Source organism: Pseudomonas sp. SORGH_AS_0211 (assembly GCF_031453455.1).
Lineage (GTDB): Bacteria > Pseudomonadota > Gammaproteobacteria > Pseudomonadales > Pseudomonadaceae > Chryseomonas > Chryseomonas aestiva.
Genome location: NZ_JAVIZV010000001.1, coordinates 141,648 through 162,656, shown reverse-complemented (window position 1 = coordinate 162,656; position 21,009 = coordinate 141,648). Strand labels below are relative to the sequence as shown.

General features: G+C 67.1%; 16 protein-coding genes. 6 read left to right on the top strand and 10 right to left on the bottom strand.

Annotation, left to right across the window (positions count from 1 at the left end; translation table 11 throughout):
* Positions 1-165 precede the first annotated feature (165 nt).
* The 6 genes from QE393_RS00750 to QE393_RS00725 all read left to right on the top strand — a co-directional run bounded on the left by QE393_RS00750 (position 166) and on the right by QE393_RS00725 (position 5,471).
* Positions 166-1,527, top strand: coding sequence for a pitrilysin family protein (locus QE393_RS00750; protein ID WP_273810147.1), 1,362 nt, complete (start codon positions 166-168; stop codon positions 1,525-1,527).
* Complete coding sequence (locus QE393_RS00745) at positions 1,524-2,963, top strand: pitrilysin family protein (RefSeq protein WP_273810148.1); 1,440 nt, start codon at positions 1,524-1,526, stop codon at positions 2,961-2,963. The genes QE393_RS00750 and QE393_RS00745 overlap by 4 nt, the downstream gene beginning before the upstream one ends.
* Position 2,964: 1 nt before the next feature.
* Complete coding sequence (rsmD, locus tag QE393_RS00740) at positions 2,965-3,534, top strand: 16S rRNA (guanine(966)-N(2))-methyltransferase RsmD (RefSeq protein ID WP_273810149.1); 570 nt, start codon at positions 2,965-2,967, stop codon at positions 3,532-3,534.
* Positions 3,531-4,535 (top strand): hydrolase, encoded by a 1,005-nt coding sequence (locus tag QE393_RS00735; RefSeq protein WP_273810150.1) that lies wholly within the window; start codon positions 3,531-3,533, stop codon positions 4,533-4,535. Before rsmD ends, QE393_RS00735 begins: the two co-directional genes overlap by 4 nt.
* 99 nt (positions 4,536-4,634) lie before the next feature.
* Positions 4,635-5,120: a pantetheine-phosphate adenylyltransferase gene (gene coaD / locus QE393_RS00730; RefSeq protein ID WP_007161641.1), complete on the top strand. Its 486-nt coding sequence runs from the start codon at positions 4,635-4,637 to the stop codon at positions 5,118-5,120.
* A gap of 99 nt (positions 5,121-5,219) precedes the next feature.
* Positions 5,220-5,471 carry a YfhL family 4Fe-4S dicluster ferredoxin gene (locus QE393_RS00725; protein WP_007161640.1) on the top strand — a complete coding sequence of 84 codons (252 nt, stop codon included), beginning with the start codon at positions 5,220-5,222 and terminating at the stop codon, positions 5,469-5,471.
* Between the two features lie 23 nt (positions 5,472-5,494).
* Here the strand turns inward: QE393_RS00725 and QE393_RS00720 are convergent, their stop codons facing one another.
* The 10 genes from QE393_RS00720 to gltB form a co-directional block, all read right to left on the bottom strand.
* Positions 5,495-5,851, bottom strand: coding sequence for a multidrug transporter (locus QE393_RS00720; RefSeq protein ID WP_273810153.1), 357 nt, complete (start codon positions 5,849-5,851; stop codon positions 5,495-5,497).
* Positions 5,852-5,936: 85 nt separating this feature from the next.
* Positions 5,937-6,749 (bottom strand): prolipoprotein diacylglyceryl transferase, encoded by an 813-nt coding sequence (gene lgt / locus QE393_RS00715; protein ID WP_310041616.1) that lies wholly within the window; start codon positions 6,747-6,749, stop codon positions 5,937-5,939.
* 19 nt (positions 6,750-6,768) lie between these two features.
* Positions 6,769-7,548 carry a sulfite exporter TauE/SafE family protein gene (locus QE393_RS00710; RefSeq protein ID WP_273810345.1) on the bottom strand — a complete coding sequence of 260 codons (780 nt, stop codon included), beginning with the start codon at positions 7,546-7,548 and terminating at the stop codon, positions 6,769-6,771.
* Between the two features lie 76 nt (positions 7,549-7,624).
* A complete protein-coding gene (gene ptsP, locus QE393_RS00705) occupies positions 7,625-9,904 on the bottom strand; it encodes a phosphoenolpyruvate--protein phosphotransferase (protein WP_133861481.1) in 2,280 nt (759 codons plus the stop codon).
* Positions 9,905-10,015: 111 nt separating this feature from the next.
* Complete coding sequence (locus QE393_RS00700; protein ID WP_007161635.1) at positions 10,016-10,489, bottom strand: RNA pyrophosphohydrolase; 474 nt, start codon at positions 10,487-10,489, stop codon at positions 10,016-10,018.
* A gap of 191 nt (positions 10,490-10,680) precedes the next feature.
* Entirely contained in the window at positions 10,681-12,204 is a 1,524-nt protein-coding gene (locus QE393_RS00695) for an MFS transporter (protein ID WP_273810159.1), read from the bottom strand.
* 110 nt (positions 12,205-12,314) lie between these two features.
* A complete protein-coding gene (locus QE393_RS00690) occupies positions 12,315-13,328 on the bottom strand; it encodes an Ldh family oxidoreductase (protein ID WP_273810161.1) in 1,014 nt (337 codons plus the stop codon).
* 92 nt (positions 13,329-13,420) lie between these two features.
* Positions 13,421-14,488 carry a uroporphyrinogen decarboxylase gene (hemE, locus tag QE393_RS00685; RefSeq protein WP_273810163.1) on the bottom strand — a complete coding sequence of 356 codons (1,068 nt, stop codon included), beginning with the start codon at positions 14,486-14,488 and terminating at the stop codon, positions 13,421-13,423.
* A 359-nt stretch (positions 14,489-14,847) separates the two neighbouring features.
* Positions 14,848-16,266 (bottom strand): FAD-dependent oxidoreductase, encoded by a 1,419-nt coding sequence (locus tag QE393_RS00680; RefSeq protein WP_273810165.1) that lies wholly within the window; start codon positions 16,264-16,266, stop codon positions 14,848-14,850.
* A 90-nt stretch (positions 16,267-16,356) separates the two neighbouring features.
* Positions 16,357-20,805 (bottom strand): glutamate synthase large subunit, encoded by a 4,449-nt coding sequence (gene gltB / locus QE393_RS00675; protein ID WP_273810167.1) that lies wholly within the window; start codon positions 20,803-20,805, stop codon positions 16,357-16,359.
* Positions 20,806-21,009: the final 204 nt, after the last annotated feature.

Genomic DNA, 21,009 nt, shown 5'->3' with positions numbered 1-21,009 from the left:
AGCTCCGCCAGGCGGGGCTCGACCGTCAGGCATGGCCGTCGGGAAAAGGGATGCGTATCCTAGCAGCCTGCCGGGCGGAAGACCTCCCCGTCGGCGAAAAACGCGCGACCGTCCCCAGGACGCAGCCGCTTCGTCCCCTACCGCGCTACAAGGCCTGCTCTCGCGATGCCCGCCTCCCGCTCCCGTCGGACCGCCCTGGTCGTCCTGCTCAGCCTGCTCCCCACCCTCGCCCTGGCCACGGCCAGCCGGCAGAACACCGAGGAATTCACCCTCGACAACGGCCTCAGGCTGGTGGTCCGCGAAGATCACCGGGCGCCGGTCGCCGTGGTGCAACTCTGGTATCGCGTGGGTTCGAGCCTGGAGGCGCCCGGTGCGACCGGCTTGTCCCATGCCCTGGAACACCTGATGTTCAAGGGCAGCCGCAAGCTCGACGCCGGCGAGGCCTCGCATCTGCTGCGCGACCTGGGCGCCGAGGAAAATGCCTTCACCACCGACGACTACACCGTCTATTACCAGCTGCTCGCCCGAGATCGCCTGCCGGTGGCCCTGGAGCTGGAAGCCGATCGCATGCAGCACCTGCGGCTGACGCCCGACGAGGTCAGTCGCGAGCTGGAGGTGATCAAGGAGGAACGCCGGCTGCGCACCGACGACCGCCCCGAGGCACTGTCCTTCGAACGCTTCAAGGCCGCCGCCTACCCGGCCAGCGGCTATCGCAACCCCACCATTGGCTGGCCCCAGGACCTGCAGCGCCTCGGCGTGGACGACTTGCGCCGCTGGTACCAGACCTGGTACGCGCCCAACAACGCCACCCTGGTGGTGGTCGGCGACGTCGACCCCCAGGCGATCCGTGCCGAGGTGCAGCGCTGGTTTGGCACCATCCCGCGCAGCGACCTGCCCGCGCCGCACCGCCCGCTGGAACTGCCGGCGCCGGGCGAGCGCCGCCTGGACCTGCAGGCCCGCGAACTGCCCAGTCTGCTGATGGGCTTCAACGTGCCCAGCCTGGCCACCGCCGCCCAGCCGCGCGATGCCTATGCGCTGCAACTGCTGGCCGCCCTGCTCGGCGGCGGCTCGGGCGCACGGCTGCCCAGTCGTCTCGAACGGGGGCAGGAAGTGGCCAGCAGCGTGCGCGCCGCCTATGGCGCCTACACCCGTGGCGACAGCCTCTTCCTGCTCAGCGGCACCCCCAACACCCAGCGCGGCAAGACCCTCGACCAGCTGGAAGGCGCCTTCTGGGCGCAACTGGACCTGCTCAAGCGCGAGCCGCCCAGCACCGAGGAACTGGCCCGGGTCCGCGCCCTGCTGGTGGCCGGGCTGGTCTATGGCCGCGACTCCATCACCGCCCAGGCCAGCAGCATCGGTCAGCTGGAAAGCGTCGGCCTCGGCTGGCGCCAGGGCGATCGGTTGCTCGACGAACTGGGCCGGGTCACCCCCGACGACCTGCGTCGGGTGGCCCGCACCTACTTCACCCGCGAGCGCCTGACCCTGGCCCAGCTCAAGCCCACAGCCACCGCGGAGAATCGTCCATGAAACCGCTGCTCTGGCTGTCGCTGTGCCTGCTCGCCGGTTGCCAGTCCCCTACCCCGGCCGGCGACCTGGCGCGCGCCTATCCGGCCGTGGACAGCCTCAGGACGCTCAAGGACGCACCGCCCCTGGGTCGCCAGCTGGACATCCAGCGCTGGCGCACCGCCGAGGGCGCCCAGGTGCTGTTCGTGCCGGCGCCGGAATTGCCGATGTTCGACGTGCGCCTGATCTTCGCCGCCGGCAGCAGCCAGGACGGCGCCACCCCGGGCCTGGCCATGCTGACCAACGGCCTGCTCAACGAAGGCACCCCGGGACGCGATGCCGGCGCCATCGCCGACGGCTTCGAGCGCCTGGGCGCCGATTTCAGCAACGGCGCCTATCGTGATCAGGCGGTGGTCGGACTGCGCACCCTCGCCGATCCGGCTCACAGCGAACCGGCCCTGGCGCTGCTGGCCGAGGTGGTCGGTCGTCCGACCTTTCCCACCGAGGCCATCCAGCGCATCCGTGACCAGCTGCTGACGCTGATCGCCGCCAGTCGCCGCGAACCGGCCAGCCTGGCCGGCGAAGCGCTGCAGGAGCGCCTCTACGGCAATCACCCCTATGCCCATTCGCCACAGGGCAGCGCAGCCGGAGTGGCCCATCTCGATGCGGCCAGCCTCAGGGCCTTCCATGCCCGTGCCTATGCCGCCGGCAATGCGGTGATCGCCCTCACGGGCGACCTGGATCGAACTCGCGCCGAACAGATCGCCGCCCGGCTGTCGCGCGCCCTGCCCCGCGGCCCGGCGCTGCCGCCACTGCCGGTGCCAGCGCCTGTCGAACCGGTCCGGGTGCAGCTGGAGGTCCCGGCCCAGCAGACGCGCCTGCTGCTCGGCCAACTCGGCATCACCCGCCGCGATCCCGACTACGCCGCCCTCTTCGTCGGCAACCAGATCCTCGGCGGTGGCGGCTTCGGCAGTCGGCTGATGACCGAATTGCGCGAACGCCGCGGCCTCACCTACGGCGTCAGTTCGGGCTTCACCCCCATGCGTCAGCCGGGTCCCTTCACCATCGGCCTGCAGACCCGCGCCGAACTGGGCGATGCCACCCTGGCGCTGGTCCGCGACCTGCTGCGCGACTACCTGGCCCAGGGCCCCACCCAGGCCGAACTGGACCGCGCCAAGCGGCAGATCGAAGGCAGCTTCCCGCTGGCCAACGCCAGCAATGGCGCCATCGTCGCCCAACTGGGCAACATCGGCTTCTACGACCTGCCCAGCAGCTACCTGGACGACTTCCTCCAGCAGGTGCGCCGCCTGACGGTGGAACAGGTGCATGCCGCCCTGCAGCGCCATCTGGACCCGGAAAAGTTAGTCGTGGTCAGCGCCGGCCCACGGGTCGCCCAGCAGCCGCTACCGCCGCCCCGCCCTCTTCCCAATCTGCCGCCCTGCGGCGTTCCGGAGCACTAGCATGGCCCAGAAGACCGCCAACCAACTGCGCATCATCGGTGGCGACTGGCGCAGCCGGCGCTTCGTCTTTCCCGATGCCCTGGGCCTGAGACCCACCCCGGACCGGGTCCGCGAGACCCTGTTCAACTGGCTGGCCGCCGTCACCCCGGGCGCGCGGGTGCTGGATCCCTTCGCCGGCAGCGGCGCCCTGCTGCTGGAAGCCCTCTCCCGCGGCGCCGGTCAGGCGCTGGCCTTCGACCTCAATGCCCAGGCCGCCAACGCCCTGCGCGGCCATCTGCAGGCCCTCGGCTGCGCCCACGCCGAGGTGCGCCAGACCGATGCCCTGCAGGCGCTGGGCAAGCCGGCGGAGGCGCCCTTCGACCTGGTGTTTCTCGATCCGCCCTTTGGCAAGGACCTGCTGGAGCCGGCCTGCACGGCCCTGGAAACCCGGGGCTGGCTGGCCGCGGACGCCTGGATCTACACCGAGAGCGAGACCCAGCCCTCGCGCCTGGCCCTGCCCGCGACCTGGCAGCTGCACCGCGAGAAGAAGACCGGCAACGTCCACTACGCCCTCTGGCACCGCCAGGCGTGAACAGCGCACCCTTTCGCCCGGCGCGCTGGCTGCCCGGCCCGCACCTGCAGACCCTCTGGGGCTCGCTGTGGCGCCGCCTGCCGCCCATCACCCGGCCGCGGGAACGGCTGTGGCTGGAGGACGGCGACTTTCTCGATCTGGACTGGTACCACGCCGAGGATCCGCGCGCGCCGCTGGTGCTGATCGCCCACGGCCTGACCGGCAGCTCCGGCTCCCACTACGTGCTCGGCCTGCAATTCGCCCTGGCCGCCCGCGGCTGGGCCAGCGTCGGCCTCAACTGGCGAGGCTGCTCCGGCGAGCCCAACCGCCTGCCGCGCGGCTATCACTCCGGCGTCAGCGAAGACCTGGCGGCGGTGGTGCGCCATCTGCAGGCCAGTCGTCCGGAGGCGCCGCTGTATGCGGTGGGCTTTTCCCTTGGCGGCAACGTGCTGCTCAAGTACCTGGGCGAGCGCGGCGTTGACAGCGGTCTCACCGCCGCGGCGGCGGTCTCGGTGCCCTTTCGCCTGGACCTCTGCGCCGATCGCATCGGCCTCGGCTTCTCGCGCATCTATCAGCGGCACTTCATCCGCGAACTGGCGCGCTACGTGCGCGACAAGCAGGCGCTGTTCGACCGTGAGCGCCATCCCGAGCAGCACGAGATCCTCGCGCGCCTGGGGCCGCCCGAGGGGCTCAAGACCTTCTGGGACTTCGACGACCGCTACACCGCGCCCCTGCACGGCTTTCGCGATGCCCGGGACTACTATCGCCAGGCCTCCAGCCGCTACTACCTGGGGGGAATCCGCATCCCCACCCTGCTGATCCAGGCCGAGGACGACCCCTTCATCGGCACCGACGCCCTGCCCGCCCGCGCCGAACTGGCGCCCGACACCCTGTTCGAGCGCCTGCCCCATGGCGGCCACGTGGGTTTCGTCGGCGGCGCCTTCCGCGACCCGGACTATTACCTGGAAAGGCGCATCCCCGACTGGCTGGTCAGCCAGCGGGCAGCGCCATCCGGCCGATAAACGCCCACGGGTCGGCGATCCCGGCGGCTGTCGCCTTGGCCTCACTCCGCCCCTGAGCTACCATCCAAGCCCCAACAGCTTCGCCCCCAGGACAGCGTCATGAACCGAGTGCTATACCCCGGCACCTTCGACCCCATCACCAAGGGCCATGGCGATCTGGTGGAGCGCGCCTCGCGGCTGTTCGACGAAGTCGTGGTGGCGGTGGCGGCCAGCCCCAAGAAGAATCCGCTGTTTCCGCTGGAGCGCCGGGTCGAGCTGGCCAAGGCGGTGACCGCGCACCTACCCAACGTCGAGGTGATCGGCTTCAGCTGCCTGCTGGCCACCCTGGTGGAGCAGCAGAAGGCGACCATCATCCTGCGCGGCCTGCGCGCCGTGTCGGATTTCGAATTCGAATTCCAGCTGGCCAACATGAACCGGGTGCTCGCGCCCCAGGCGGAAAGCATGTTCCTGACCCCGTCGGAACACTATTCCTACCTGTCCTCCACCCTGGTGCGGGAGATCGCGGCGCTCGGCGGTGACGTGACCAAGTTCGTCCATCCCACCGTGCATCAGGCGTTGCTGGAGCGTTTTGCCCCGGCCAGCTGATTAACCCCAAGGACTGTCGGGTGCAGCCGGCGCGCGGATGGGGCAAAATGCGCGCCTGACTTTTGGATCGCTGCGCGTTCGCGCGGCGTGGAGCCGACGATGTCCCTCATCATTACCGACGATTGCATCAACTGCGACGTGTGCGAGCCCGAGTGCCCGAACGGCGCCATCTCCCAGGGTGCGGAGATCTATGTGATCGATCCGAACCTGTGCACCGAGTGCGTGGGCCACTATGACGAACCCCAGTGCCAGCAGGTCTGCCCGGTGGACTGCATCCCCCTCGACGAGAACCATGTCGAGACCAAGGAGCAGCTGCACGACAAGTATCTGAAGATCAGCGGCCAGGCCTGAGCGACCTGGCCTGGCGCCAGGGCCTATTCGGTACGCCCGTACCCGCTCTGGGTGCACCCCAGGCAGCGCACGAAGGCCGCCTTGCCCGGCTCGACCACCAGCGCCTTGCCGGCCTTGCCGATGTTACCGCCGGCGGCGGTGAACGGCAGACTGACCACGAAGACGCCCGCACCGATCACGGTGGCGGCGATGAGTAGTGGTCGCGCGATCAGCAGATCGCCGATCATGGAAAAGGCGGCGGGAGCCTGGGCCTCACCGAACGCCTGGTCGGCGGTCTGATATTCGGTGACGTCACCCTGGGCCTGTTGCGCCTGCGCCGGCAGGACCTGCATCGTCAGGGCCAGCGCCAGCGCGGCAGCCAGGCTACGGAACGGATTCATACGGCTGATCCCTTGCGCGGTTGTGATGGTGTTCCCTGAACTATAACAGGCCGCCCGCACTTGTCATGCGGGCGGCCCCCAGACGTCATTCGGCGCGGACGACCGGCTGCGGCGCACGGCGGTAGGCATAGACCATCAGCGCGATACCGCCGAGCACCATGGGTACGCAGAGTACCTGTCCCATGGTCAGCCAGCCCCAGGCCAGATAGCCGAGCTGGGCATCGGGCACCCGGACGAATTCGACGATGAAGCGGAAGATGCCGTAGCAGAGCACGAACAGGCCGGACACGGCCATGGTCGGCCGCGGCGTGCGCGAGTACAGCCAGAGAATGACGAACAGCGCCACGCCTTCCAGGGCGAACTGATAGAGCTGGGAGGGGTGGCGTGGCAGCTGGGCCGGATCGCTGTAGGGCGGGAAGATCATCGCCCAGGGCACGTCGGTGGGCTTGCCCCAGAGTTCGGCGTTGATGAAGTTGCCGATGCGGCCGGCACCGAGGCCGATGGGTACCAGCGGCGCGATGAAGTCCATCAGCTCGAAGAAGCCCTTGTTATGGCGCTTGCCGAACCACCAGACCGCCAGGATCACTCCGAGCAGGCCGCCGTGAAAGGACATGCCGCCCTTCCAGACCTCGAAGATCAGCGTCGGATTGGCGATGTACTCCGCCAGGTTGTAGAAGAGCACGTAGCCGAGCCGGCCCCCGGCGATGACCCCCAGCGCCACCCAGAACACCAGGTCGGACAGGGTCTCGCTGGTCCAGCGCGGATCGAAGCGATCGAGTCGCCGCTTGGCCAGCCACCAGGCACCGCCGATGCCCACCAGGTACATGAGCCCGTACCAGTGGATCTTCAGCGGCCCCAGCGACAGGGCCACCGGGTCTATTTGCGGATACGGCAGCATGGTGCCTCCTTGAAAGGGATCAGAGTAAGAAGTTGAGACCGACGCCGAACAGCAGCAGGGCGAACAGGCGCTTGAGCAGCCGGGGCGAGAGGCGATGGGCCAGTCGCGCACCGAAACGGGCCGAGAACATGCTGGTCAGGGCGATGCCCAGCAAGGCCGGCAGATAGACGTAGCCCAGACTCCAGGCGGGCAGACCCGGCTGCTGCCAGCCGACCAGGATGAAGGACAGCGCCCCGGACAGGGCGATGGGCAGGCCACAGGCCGCCGAGGTGGCCACCGCCTGCTGCATCGACAGGCTGCGCCAGACCAGGAAGGGCACGGTGAGCGAACCGCCGCCGATGCCGAAGATCGCCGAGGCCCAGCCGATCACCACCCCCGCCACCGTCAGCACCGGCTTGCCGGGCTCGCCGGCCTGGCGCCTGGGGCGCAGGTCCAGCGCCAGCTGGAGGGCGATGAGAACGGCGAAGGTGCCGATGATCTTTTGCAGCAGCGGGCCATGGATGGCGGCGGTCAGGGCGCCCAGGGCGCTGCCGAAGACGATCCCCAGGGCCATCCAGGCGAACAGCCGCCAGCGGACGGCGCCCAGCCGATGATGGGCCCAGACGGAATTCAGCGAGGTGAAGACGATGGTGGCCAGCGAGGTGCCCACCGCCAGGTGGGTGAGGATGTCCGGATCGAGGCCCTTGGCGGTAAAGCTGTAGACCAGCACCGGCACGATGATCAGGCCACCGCCGACCCCGAACAGACCGGCCAGCAGCCCGGCGCAGGCGCCGAGCACCAGGAAGAGCAAGAGATCCATCATCACCTCGGGCGCAAGAGGCGGCATGGTACGCCGCTACCTGTCAGGCGGGAAGCAGCCTTCCCGCCTGACACGCTCAGCTCTGGACGCTGGCTGCCGGGTTGATCACCCGGCCCAGTCCGAGATTGCGCAAGGCCAGGTGCAGGGCGCTGTGGATGACCTGGGGATTGTCGATCTGGCGCATCTGCTGCACCAGCTCGCGGGCCTTTTCCAGGGTGACCTGGCGCAGCAGCCACTTCACCTTGGGCAGGTTGGTGGCGTTCATCGACAGGGTATCGAAGCCCATGCCCATGAGCAGCACCGCCGCCGCCGGATCGCCGGCCATCTCGCCGCAGATGCTGACCGGCACCCCTTCGGCATGGGCGCCGTCCACCACCTGCTGCAGCGCCTGCAGCACCGCCGGGTGGAAGTAGTCGTAGAGGTCGGCCACCCGCGGGTTGTTGCGATCCACCGCCAGCAGGTACTGGGTCAGGTCGTTGGAACCCACGGAGATGAAGTCCACCTGGCGCGCCAGGTCGCGGGCCTGGTAGACCGCCGAAGGCACCTCGACCATGACGCCCACCGGCGGCATGGGGATGTCGACGCCTTCATCACGCACCTCGCACCAGGCGCGGTGCAGCAGGTGCTGGGATTCCTCCACCTCGTGCACGCCGGAAATCATCGGCAGCATGATGCGCAGGTTGTTCAGGCCTTCGCTGGCCTTGAGCATGGCGCGGGTCTGCACCAGGAAGATTTCCGGGTGGTCCAGGGTGACGCGGATCCCGCGCCAGCCGAGGAAGGGATTGTCTTCCTTGATCGGGAAATAGGACAGCGCCTTGTCCCCGCCGACGTCCAGGGTGCGCATGGTCACCGGGGCCGGGTGGAAGGCGGCCAGCTGCTCGCGATAGATGGAGAGCTGTTCCTTCTCGCTGGGAAAGCGCTCGTTGACCATGAAGGGCACTTCGGTGCGATACAGCCCGACGCCTTCGGCGCCGCGCTGCTGGGCACGCGCCACGTCGGCCATCAGGCCGGTGTTGACCCACAGCGGCATGCGGTGGCCGTCGAGGGTCTCGCAGGGCAGGCTGCGCAGGGCGTCGAGGCCCTGGGTCAGCTGGCGCTCCTCTTCCACCACGTCGCCATACTGCTTGATCAGCGTCGGCGACGGATTGGTGAAGATCTCCCCATGGTAGCCATCGACGATGAGGTCGATGCCGTCCACCTTGGAATACGGCAGGTCCACCGCGCCCATGACGGTGGGCACGCCCATGGCGCGCGCCAGGATGGCGACGTGGGAGTTGCCCGAGCCAAGCACCGAGATCAGGCCGACCAGACGCCCTTCGGGCACCTCGCCGAGCATGGCCGGCGAGAGCTCCTCGCTGACCAGGATGGTGTTTTCCGGATAGATCAGGCAGGCCTGGTGGGCCTGCTGCAGATAGGCCAGCAACCGTCGACCGAGGTCGCGCACATCGGCGGCGCGTTCGCGCAGATAGGCGTCGTCCATCAGCTCGAAACGCTGAACGTGCTCCATCACCACCTGGCGCAGGGCGCCCTGGGCCCACTGGCCGCTCTTGATGATGGTGGTCACCTCGTTACCGAGGGCGGCGTCGTCGAGCATCATCAGATAGACGTCGAACAGCGCCTGCTCTTCCTTGCGCAACTGGGTGGACAGGCGCTTGGACAGCGCCTTCATGTCCGCCCGTACGCCTTCGATGGCGGTGCGGAACAGCTGCAACTCGGCATCGATGTCGGTCACGGTCTTGTCCGGGACCACTTCCAGGTCGGCCGGTGGCAGGACCACCACGGCCTTGCCGACGCCGACTCCGGGCGAACCGGGGATGCCGACGAAACGGGCCTCCTGGATACCCCGGCCCTGCCGGTCCAGCCCGCGGATGGTTCCAGTGGCCTCGGCATGGGCGATCACCCCGGCGAGCTGGGCGCTCATGGTCACCAGGAAGGCCTCCTCACCCTCGTCGAACTGGCGACGCTCCTTCTGCTGCACCACCAGCACGCCCATGACGCGCCGGTGGTGGATGATGGGCGCGCCAAGAAAGGAGGCATAACGTTCTTCGCCGGTCTCGGCAAAGTAGCGAAAGCGCGGGTGACTGGCGGCGTCTTCGAGATTGAGCGGCTCTTCACGGGTCCCGACCAGGCCGACCAGGCCCTCGTTGGGGGCCATGCTGACGCGACCGATGGACTTCTTGTTGAGGCCTTCGGTGGCCATCAGCACGAAGCGGTTGGTGTCCGGATCCAGCAGATAGACGGAGCAGACCTGCGACTGCATGGCCGCGCGGACGCGCTGCACGATGATGGACAGTGCCGACCCCAGATCCTTGGCGGCATTGACCTCCTGGACGATCTTGCGCAGAACTGCAAGCATCTAGCGCCTCCGCAGCCGACGCCCGGCAGAGCCGCCGGCGTGCATCACGTGTCGTTCATCCTGCATGACCACAGCTTCTCCTCACCTCTTTCGCACCGGCCGTACCGGTAATCAGGCCAGCAAGCGGGGTGCCAACTCCTTGAGCGCCCGCCGATAGACCTCTCGCTTGAAGGTCACCACCTGGCCCAGTGGGTACCAGTAGCTTACCCAGCGCCAGCCATCGAATTCCGGCTTGCCCGTCACATCCATCCGCACCCGCTGCTCTTCCGCGGTCAGCCGTAGCAGAAACCACTTCTGCTTCTGGCCGATGCACAGCGGACGGCTGTGGGTGCGCACCATGCGCTGCGGCAGACGATAGCGCAACCAGCCCCGGGTACAGGCCAGGATGCGGACGTCATCGGGGCTCAGCCCCACCTCTTCGTTCAGCTCCCGGTACAGCGCCTCTTCGGGCGTTTCCCGGTCGTCTATCCCACCCTGGGGGAACTGCCAGGCATCCTGATTGATGCGGCGGGCCCACAGTACTTGGCCGGCATCGTTGGCGAGAATGATGCCGACATTGGGGCGAAAACCATCAGCGTCGATCACGGCTGCCACCCTTGAAAAATGTCGTTGCCCGCATTGTTCCACAAAGCCCGACAGCCCAGCAATGCAAGCTCCGGACCGACTGGGGCGCGGCCGACCGGCGCAGGCTCCCGGCGGCTGCCGCGACCTGCAAAAGCCCGCATTATGGTGGTCGCTAGCTGAACGTCGGCTTAAGGGCCGGCAAACGTCGCGCTTCAGCGAAAATGCCGTTGCACGGCCATGTAGAGGGCCAGTGCCAGACCGATCCAGCCGACCAGCCAGAAATAGTCGAGATAGCCCAGCACCTGGCTCTGGCGGGTGACCAGACTGGAGATCTGCGCCAGGGCGCTGTCGGCGCCGGTGGCTTGCCGATAGCGTTCGCCATAGGCCTGGTAGTTCTGCGCATAGGGATTGATCGCGGCGCTGAGCACCGAGGCGTGAAAGGCGTCGCGCCACTGCAGGAAGACGTTGGAGAGCACGATGCCCATGGGCATGACCAGTTGCTGGGTCATGTTCTTGATCTGGTAGGCCTGGCTGAAATAGGCCGGCTCGACGCGCATGAAGGTGTACATGATGATCACCGCGAAGGTGCCGATCAGGTAGGTGCCATGCATCATCAGCCCCGGGACCAGCTGCTGGTAGAGGGGCACGTCGGCGTGCTGGCGCACCATCCAGAAGCCATAGCCGGCCAGCAGCAGATAGCCCGCCACCAGGTACTTGCGAAAGCCGCCCCAGGGAAAGCGCTCGCGCAGCCGCACCGAGGTGATCATCAGCAGCGGCGCCAGACCGCACAGCCAGCCCAGCGCCATGACGCCCCCGGCGGTATAGACCGGCAGTTGCAGGCCGTTGACCACGTACTGGGGGATGATGAAGTTGTAGGCGCCGAGCAGGAAGTAGTTGAGCATCATGAACAGCATGCCGGCGAGAAAGCCCGGGGTGATGGCGTGCTTGAAGTCCAGAGTCGGCCGCGCCAGGCCGCGCTCGTAGTAGACATAGAGTCCGAGGATGGCCGTTCCCAGCAGCAGCTCCAGGGCTAGCCACAGCCCATCGCTGAAGAAGTCGAAGGCCAGTCGCTGGGTGGTGGTGGTCAGCAGCAGGCTGCCAACCGCCAGCAGCACCATGGACGCCAGCGAAGGCGCTCCGGAATTCTGCAGCGGATGGGAGCGCCGCGGCAGCGACAGCCAGACGCACACCGCCACCAGCGCGCAGGCCAGCGCCGGCACCATGAAGATGGCGCGCCACTGATGACCTTCCAGCAATTCCGCGGTGGTAAAGGACGCGAGCGCACCACCCAGGGGCACGCCGGAGGCGAAGGCGCGGATCCCGGTCGGCAACTGGGGACCGGAGAAATACATCTGCACCAGTACCCGCGCCCCGGCAAAGAAGGTGGCGGCGCCGGCGCCCATCAGCACTCGCCCGACGATGAAAGTCGGCAGATCGGTGGCAACCAGGCAGCACACCTGGCCGACCAGGTGGATGCCGACGGCGGCGAAGATCAGGTTGCGATAGCCCAGGCGCTGGGCGAACCACTGGTGCGGGGCGCTGGTGACGATGACCGCGGCGCTGTAGCAGGCGGTGGCCAGGGTGTAGCTGCGCGGGTCGATACCCAGGCCGCCGTAGACATAGCGATTGGCCAGGGCGATCGACAGGTTGTCGAGAAAGTACACCAGCACCATCAGGGTGATGCTCAGCAGCAACAGGCCGCGGTGATGGGGGCGATCGGTGTCGTCGGCGTACATGAAGACCCAGGCTGGCACTAAGGGGGCCAGTCGTGGACCCTGCGTCCGGGGCGGGGTTCAGAGACCGCGTTGTCGCAGCCTCCTCCAGGTGATGCGCATCGCGTCCCGGCTCAGCCGGGTAGCAGGGCCCGGACGTCGGCCAGGAGTTCGTCCGGCACCTCCACCCAGCCACGGGTGGTATTGCGAGCCCGCGCCTGGTAGCGGCGCTGTGACGGCAGGCGGGCGCCCTGGGCCTCGATGCCGGCGAACAACTGCTCGGCGCGCTGCTGGTAGTCGGCTACCGCGGCGCCGAGAAAGCGCTGGGGATCGAAGGCCAGGATGAGTTCGCCGTGATAGGGCAGCCCGCCCGCGCCGGCGTCGACAACGGAGGACTCCGGACTGGTGAGATCGCCGATCAGCGGGCCGGCGAGCAACTCGATCATGGCCGACAGCGCCGAGCCCTTGTGACCGCCAAAGGTGAGCATGGCACCCTCCTCCAGCACGGTGCGGGCATCGCTGCTGGGAACCCCCTCGGCGTCCACGCCCCAGCCCTCGGGCAGGGCCTTGCCGGCGCGACGATGCAACTCGATCTCGCCGCGGGCCACGGCGCTGGTGGCGAAGTCGAAGACGAAAGGCGGCCCTTCCGGCCGTGGCCAGCCGAAGGCGATGGGATTGGTCCCGAACAGCGGGCGACGACCGCCGGCCGGGGCGACATAGGCCTGGGTCGGATTGCAGGCCAGGGCCACCAGCCCCCTGGCAGTGAGGGCTTCCATCTCCACCCAGAGCGCCGAGAAGTGCACGCAGTTGTTGATCGCCAGGGCCGCCAGACCACAGGCACGAGCCTTGGCTTCCAGCAACGGCAGGCCCGTGTGAAAGGCCAGCGGCGAGAAGCCACCCCCGGCATCGACCCGGACGATGGCCGGAGCCACGTCTTCTACCGTCGGCTCGGCATCCGCCACCACCTTGCCGGCCTTGAGCGTCTTGACGATGCCCAGCAGCCGATAGATGCCGTGGGAGGCGCAGTCGTCACGCTGGCCGGCCACCATCATGGCGGCGATGGCCGCGCGCTGCGGCTGGCTGAAGCCATGGGCCGCGAGCACCTCTTCGGCCAGGTGCTGCAGCTCTTCCGGGGTCATCTGGGCCATGGCGGCGCTCCATCGGGGAAACCCCGACTATGCCGTAACCGGCCACGACCCGCTCGTTCGACTTGGGACCGGTCGTGCCGATCCCGGCACAGTCAGCCCTGGTGGTAGCGCTCCGACAACTCGTGGACGGCTTCGATGAAGGCACCGGCATGGGCCGGGTCCACCTCGGGGGTGATGCCATGGCCCAGGTTGAAGACGTGGCCGCTGCCCTGGCCATAGCTTTCCAGGATACGTCCCACCTCGGCGCGGATGGCCGTCGGCTTGGCGTAGAGCACGCTGGGATCCATGTTGCCCTGCAGGGCGACCTTGTTACCGACTCGCCGGCGGGCTTCGCCGATGTCGCAGGTCCAGTCCAGGCCCAGGGCCTCGGCACCGCTGTCGGCCAGGCTTTCCAGCCAGAGACCGCCATTCTTGGTGAAGAGGATCACCGGTACCTGCCGTCCTTCATGCTCGCGGATCAGCCCGGCGACGATCTTGCGCATGTAGGCCAGGGAAAATTCCTGGTAGGCCGCAGCGGACAGGTTGCCGCCCCAGGTATCGAAGATCTGCACCGCCTGGGCGCCGGCGCGAATCTGGCCGTTGAGGTAGGCGGTGACCGATTGGGCCAGCTTGTCCAGCAGCAGGTGCAGGGCCTCGGGGGTGTCGTAGAGCATGGCCTTGGCCTTGCGGAAATCCTTGCTGGAGCCGCCTTCGATCATGTAGGTGGCAAGGGTCCAGGGGCTGCCGGAAAAGCCGATCAGGGGTACCCGGCCGTCCAGCGCCGTACGGATGGTGCGCACGGCGTCCATCACGTAGCCCAGGTCGGATTCGGCATCGGGGATCGGCAGCGCCTCGATGTCGGCCGGCGTGTTGATCACCTTGCGAAAGCGCGGCCCCTCGCCGGTCTCGAAATAGAGGCCCTGACCCATGGCGTCGGGAATGGTGAGGATGTCGGAAAAGAGGATGGCGGCATCCAGCGGATAGCGCTCCAGCGGCTGCAGGGTCACCTCGCAGGCGAATTGCGGGTTCTTGCACAGACTCATGAAGTCACCGGCGCGGGCCCGGCTGGCGCGGTACTCGGGCAGGTAGCGCCCGGCCTGGCGCATCATCCACACCGGGGTGACGTCCACCGGCTGCTTGAGCAGGGCACGCAGGAAACGGTCGTTCTTCAGGGCAGTCATGGCGACATCCGGCAGCAAAAGTGCCGGCATTGTCGCAAAGCGGCTGGCAAAAGGCACGGCGCCAGGCAGAGCCTTTTGTCTATCGGGGTGATGGAGAGCCGCTGGGTGACGGCACTCAGCGCGGCCGGCACGACACGCATGGAAAACTCTGCTCGATTTTTAATCCTACGGCTCGGCGGGCAATCGCGGCCATGCCGGTGCGCCGTAGCGACCGCTCCTACAGAGTGATGCTTTTCGCAGGAGCGGCCCATGGCCGCGATTGCTTGGCGGAGACTGCACGGAATCCCGTGCCGACAGGATCCCATCCACAAAAAAGCCGACCGGCTTGCAGCGGTCGGCTCCTGTCCAACGGCCTGGGCTCAGACGCCCAGGTAGTCGAGGATGCCCTCGGCGGCGTTGCGGCCTTCGAAGATGGCGGTCACCACCAGGTCGGAGCCACGCACCATGTCGCCACCGGCAAAGATCTTCGGGTTGCTGGTCTGGTGCTTGAACTCGTGCAGCCCAGGGGCGACGACGCGCCCCTGGCTGTCGAGGTCGATGCCGAACTGCTCGAACCAGGGCGCGGGACTTGGGCGGAAACCGAAGGCGATGACCACCGCATCGGCCGGCAGGATCTCCTCGGAGCCCGGAATCGGCTCGGGACTGCGGCGACCGCGGGCATCGGGCTCGCCCAGGCGGGTCTCCACCACCTTGACGCCTTCCACCTTGTCCTCGCCGATGATGGCGATGGGCTGGCGATTGAAGAGGAACTTCACGCCCTCTTCCTTGGCGTTCTTCACTTCCTTGCGCGAGCCTGGCATGTTGGCGGCGTCGCGGCGGTAGGCGCAGGTCACGCTCTTGGCGCCCTGGCGAATGGAGGTGCGGTTGCAGTCCATGGCGGTGTCACCCCCCCCCAGCACCACCACGCGCTTGCCCTTCATGTCGACGAAGTCGGCCGCATCCTTTTCGAAGCCCAGGTTGCGATTGACGTTGGCCACCAGGAAATCCAGGGCGTCGTGCACCCCGGGCAGGTCTTCGCCGGGGAAGCCGCCCTTCATGTAGGTGTAGGTGCCCATGCCCAGGAAGACCGCATCGAATTCCTCGAGCAACTGGTCCATGGTCACGTCCTTGCCCACCTCGGTGTTGAGGCGGAATTCCACGCCCATGCCGCCGAAGACCTCGCGGCGGCGGCTGAGCACGGTCTTTTCCAGCTTGAATTCGGGGATGCCGAAGGTCAGCAGGCCACCGATCTCGGGGTGCTTGTCGAATACCACCGGGGCCACGCCGTTGCGTACCAGGATGTCGGCACAACCCAGGCCGGCCGGACCGGCACCGATCACGGCGACGCGCTTGCCGGTCGGCTTGACCTTGGACATGTCCGGGCGCCAGCCCATGGCGAAGGCGGTGTCGGTGATGTACTTCTCCACCGAACCGATGGTCACCGCGCCGAAACCGTCATTGAGGGTACAGGCGCCCTCGCAGAGCCGATCCTGCGGGCAGACCCGGCCACAGACCTCGGGCAGGGTGTTGGTCTGGTGCGCCAGCTCCGCCGCCGCCAGGATGTTGCCTTCGGAGACCAGCTTGAGCCAGTTGGGAATGAAGTTGTGCACCGGGCACTTCCATTCGCAATAGGGGTTGCCGCACCCCAGGCAGCGGTGCGCCTGCTCGGCGGCCTGCTGCGGCTTGAAGGGATCGTGGATCTCGACGAATTCCTTCTTGCGCTGGCGCAGCAGCTTCTTCTTCGGATCCTTGCGACCGACCTCGATGAACTGGAAGTCGTTGTTCAGACGTTCAGCCATTTCCAAACCTCTTGAAGCGACGCCCCTTCAGCAGGGCGCCACGAGCTATCACGGTGAAACCGGCGCCTTGAGGCGCCGGCATCGAAGTCGTTATTCCGGACGGGCGCGAGTGCTGACCAGCAGCGACGCCAGGCTGGCCGCCTTGGGCTTCACCAGCCAGAACTTGCGCAGGTAGTCGTCCAAGTTCTCATGGAGATGGCTGCCCCAGGCACTGCCGGTCTCGCGCACGTATTCGGCCAGCACCCCTTCCAGGTGGCTGCGATAGGCTTCCATGGCCTCGCTGTTGATGCGCTGGATCTCCACCAGTTCGTGGTTGACCCGGTCATAGAAACCGTTGTCCAGGTCCAGCACATAGGCGAAGCCGCCAGTCATGCCCGAACCGAAGTTGTAGCCGGTCTTGCCCAGCACGCAGACGAAGCCGCCGGTCATGTACTCGCAGCAGTGGTCGCCGGTGCCTTCCACCACCGTGTGGGCCCCGGAGTTGCGCACCCCGAAGCGCTCACCGGCGGTGCCGGCGGCGAACAGCTTGCCACCGGTGGCGCCATAGAGGCAGGTGTTGCCGATGATGGCCGATTCCTGGCTCTTGAAGCCCGCGCCCTGGGGCGGGGTGATGACCAGCTTGCCGCCGGTCATGCCCTTGCCCACGTAATCGTTGGCATCGCCTTCCAGATACATGTGCAGGCCGCCGGCGTTCCAGACGCCGAAGCTCTGGCCAGCGGTGCCCTTGAAGCGGAAGGTCAGCGGCGCCTTGACCATGCCCTGGTTGCCGTGACGCCGGGCGATTTCGCCGGAGACACGGGCACCGATGGAGCGGTCGCAGTTGCCGATGCTCAGGCTGAAGTCACCGCCTTCGAGCTTTTCGATCCCGGGCAGCGACAGGCGCACCATTTCTTCGGCCAGCAGGCCCTGGTCGAACGGCGGGTTCTTTTCCACCTGGCAGTATTGCGGCTTCTCGGCCGGGATGTGATCGCTACCCAGCAGCGGCGTGAGATCCAGGTGCTGCTGCTTGGCGGTCTCGCCCGGCAGGATTTCCAGCAGATCGGTACGGCCGATCAGCTCGCCCAGGCTGCGCACGCCCAGCCTGGCCAGCCACTCGCGGGTTTCCTCGGCGATGAAGGTGAAGAAATTCATCACCATCTCCACCGTGCCGATGAAGTGCTCCTTGCGCAGCCGGTCGTTCTGGGTGGCGACGCCGGTGGCGCAGTTGTTCAGGTGGCAGATGCGCAGGTACTTGCAGCCCAGGGCGATCATCGGCGCGGTGCCGAAGCCGAAGCTCTCGGCGCCGAGGATGGCCGCCTTGATCACGTCCAGGCCGGTCTTGAGGCCGCCGTCGGTCTGCACCCGCACCTTGCCGCGCAGGTCGTTGCCGCGCAGGGTCTGGTGCGCCTCGGCCAGGCCCAGTTCCCAGGGCGAACCGGCGTACTTGATGGAGGTCACCGGCGAAGCGCCGGTACCGCCGTCGTAGCCGGAGATGGTGATGAGGTCGGCATAGGCCTTGGCCACACCAGCCGCTACCGTGCCCACGCCGGGCTCGGACACCAGCTTGACCGACACCAGCGCCTTGGGGTTGACCTGCTTGAGGTCGAAGATCAGCTGCGACAGGTCTTCGATGGAATAGATGTCGTGGTGCGGCGGCGGCGAGATCAGGGTCACGCCGGGTACCGCATAGCGCAGCTTGGCGATCAGGCCGTTGACCTTGCCGCCGGGCAGCTGACCGCCCTCGCCCGGCTTGGCGCCCTGGGCCACCTTGATCTGCAAGACCTCGGCATTGACCAGGTACTCGGGGGTGACGCCGAAGCGGCCGGTGGCCACCTGCTTGATCTTGGAGCTCTTGATGGTGCCGTAGCGCGCCGGATCCTCGCCACCCTCACCGGAGTTGGAGCGCCCGCCCAGGCGGTTCATGGCCTCGGCCAGGGCCTCGTGGGCCTCCGGCGAGAGGGCGCCCAGGGAGATGCCGGCCGCGTCGAAGCGGGTGAAGATGTTGGCCAGCGGCTCGATCTCGTCCAGGGCCAGGGGCTGGTCGCTGGTCTTGACCTTGAGCAGGTCGCGGATCATCGCCACCGGGCGCTGGTCCACCAGCGCGGTGTATTCGCGGAACTTGGCATAGTCGCCCTGTTGCACGGCGGCCTGCAGCAGATTGACCACGTCCGGGTTGTAGGCGTGGTACTCGCCGCCATAGACGAACTTGAGCAGGCCACCCGGCTGGATCGGCTTGCGGTTGTTCCAGGCTTCGCCGGCCAGCAGCTTCTGCTCGGCCTCCAGGTCGACGAAGCGCGCGCCCTTGATGCGGCTGGTGACACCGGGGAAGCAGAGGTCGGTGACCTCGTCCGCCAGGCCCACGGCCTCGAACAGCTGGGCGCCGCGGTAGGAGGCGACGGTGGAGATGCCCATCTTGGAGATCACCTTGAGCAGGCCCTTCGTGATGCCCTTGCGGTAATACTTGAACACCTCGTAGAGGTCGCCCAGCACCTCGCCGGTGCGGATCAGATCGCCCAGCACCTCATAGGCCAGGAACGGATAGACCGCGGTGGCGCCGAAACCCAGCAGCACGGCGAAGTGGTGCGGATCACGGGCGGTGGCGGTCTCCACCAGGATGTTGCTGCTGGTGCGCAGCCCCAGGTTGACCAGGTGGTGATGCACGGCGCCGGTGGCCAGCACCGCATGTACCGGCAGCTTGCCCGGCTCGATGTGGCGGTCGGTCAGCACCAGCAATACCTTGCCGGCGCGCACGGCCTCCTCGGCCTGCTCGACGATGTTGCGCAGCGCCGCCTCGAGGCCCATGGACTCGGGATAGTTGAGGTCGATCTTGACATGCTCGAAGCCGGGCTTGGGCATGTTGAGGATGGTCCGCCACTTGGCCGGCGAGACCACCGGACTGCTCAGGATGGCGCGATCGGCGTGCTCGGCGGTTTCCTCGAAGACATTGCGCTCGGCGCCCAGGCAGGTCTCCAGGGACATGACGATGGACTCGCGCAGCGGGTCGATCGGCGGGTTGGTGACCTGGGCGAACTGCTGGCGGAAATAGTCGTAGGGCGAGCGGATGCGCCGCGACAGCACCGCCATCGGGGTGTCGTCGCCCATGGAGCCCACGGCTTCCTGACCCTGCTCGCCCAGCGGCCGCAGCACCTGGTCACGCTCCTCGAAGGTGACCTGGAACATCTTCATGTACTGGCGCAGCTGATCCTGGTCGTAGAAGGCCGAACCGTGATCGTTGTCGTCCAGGGTCGCCTGGATGCGCATGGCGTTCTTGCGCAGCCACTGCTTGTAGGGATGGCGCGCCTTGAGGCGGTTGTCGATGTCGTCGGTCTGCAGCACCTCGCCGGTCTCGGTGTCCACGGCGAGGATCTGCCCCGGGCCGACCCGGCCCTTGGCGATGACGTCGTCGGGCTGATAGTTCCAGACGCCGACTTCCGAAGCCAGGGTGATGTAGCCGTTCTTGGTGGTCACCCAGCGCGCCGGGCGCAGGCCGTTGCGGTCGAGCAGGCAGACCGCGTAGCGGCCTTCGGTCAGGACCACGCCGGCCGGACCGTCCCAGGGCTCCATGTGCATGGAGTTGAATTCGTAGAAGGCGCGCAGATCGGCGTCCATGGTCTCGACGTTCTGCCAGGCCGGCGGAATGATCATGCGCACGGCGCGGAACAGATCCATGCCGCCGGTCACCAGCAGTTCCAGCATGTTGTCCATGCTGGAGGAGTCGGAACCGACGCGATTGACCAGCGGACCGAGCTGGTCGAGATCCGGGATCAGTTCGTTGACGAACTTGGTCCGCCGCGCCTGGGCCCAGTTGCGGTTGCCGGTGATGGTGTTGATCTCGCCGTTGTGGGCGAGATAGCGGAAGGGCTGCGCCAGCGGCCACTTCGGCAGGGTGTTGGTGGAGAAGCGCTGGTGGAACACGCAGATGGCGGTGGCCAGACGCGGATCGCCGAGGTCCGGATAGAAGGCGGCGAGATCCGCCGGCATCATCAGGCCCTTGTAGACGATGACGCGGGACGACAGGCTGCAGATGTAGTGCTCGGTATCTTCGGCGTTGCGCACCGAGGAACGGCGGCGGGCGGAGAACAGCTTGACCCCGAACTGCTGGTCGTCGAGGCCCGGACCGGCGACGAACACCTGCTCGATGCGCGGCAGGCGGGCCAGGGCCAATTCACCCAGCACCGAGGTGTCGATGGGCACCTTGCGCCAGCCGACCAGGGTCAGGCCGGCGGCCTCGATCTCCAGGTTCATGTTGGCACGGGCCCGTTCGGCACGGGCCTCGTCCTGGTTGAAGAACACCACGCCGGCAGCGTACTGCTCGGGCAATTCGGCGCCGAACTGCTCCCGGGCGATGGCGCGCAGGAAGGCGTCCGGCTTCTGCATGAGCAGACCGCAACCGTCACCGGTCTTGCCGTCCGCGTTGATACCGCCCCGGTGGGTCATGCAGGTCAGGGCTTCAATGGCCGTTTCCAGCAGGTCGTGGCTGGGCTCGCCCTGCATATGGGCGATCAGGCCGAAGCCGCAGTTGTCCTTGAAGCTATCGGGATTGAACAGGCCTGCTTTCATAGCGCTCTCACCGGCAATCAGGTTATTGCGAAGGCATCACAAAACGGTCCGCTTATTTGAACTTTTTTCGGACAGTCAAAGGCTGACCAGTGTAGCGAAAAAATCGCTTACGACAAACACTGATGACACCTGATGAAAACTTGGTGACGCAAAAAAGAAAGCCCCGGCATCACGCTCGTGATAGCACCGGGGCTTTATTTGCAT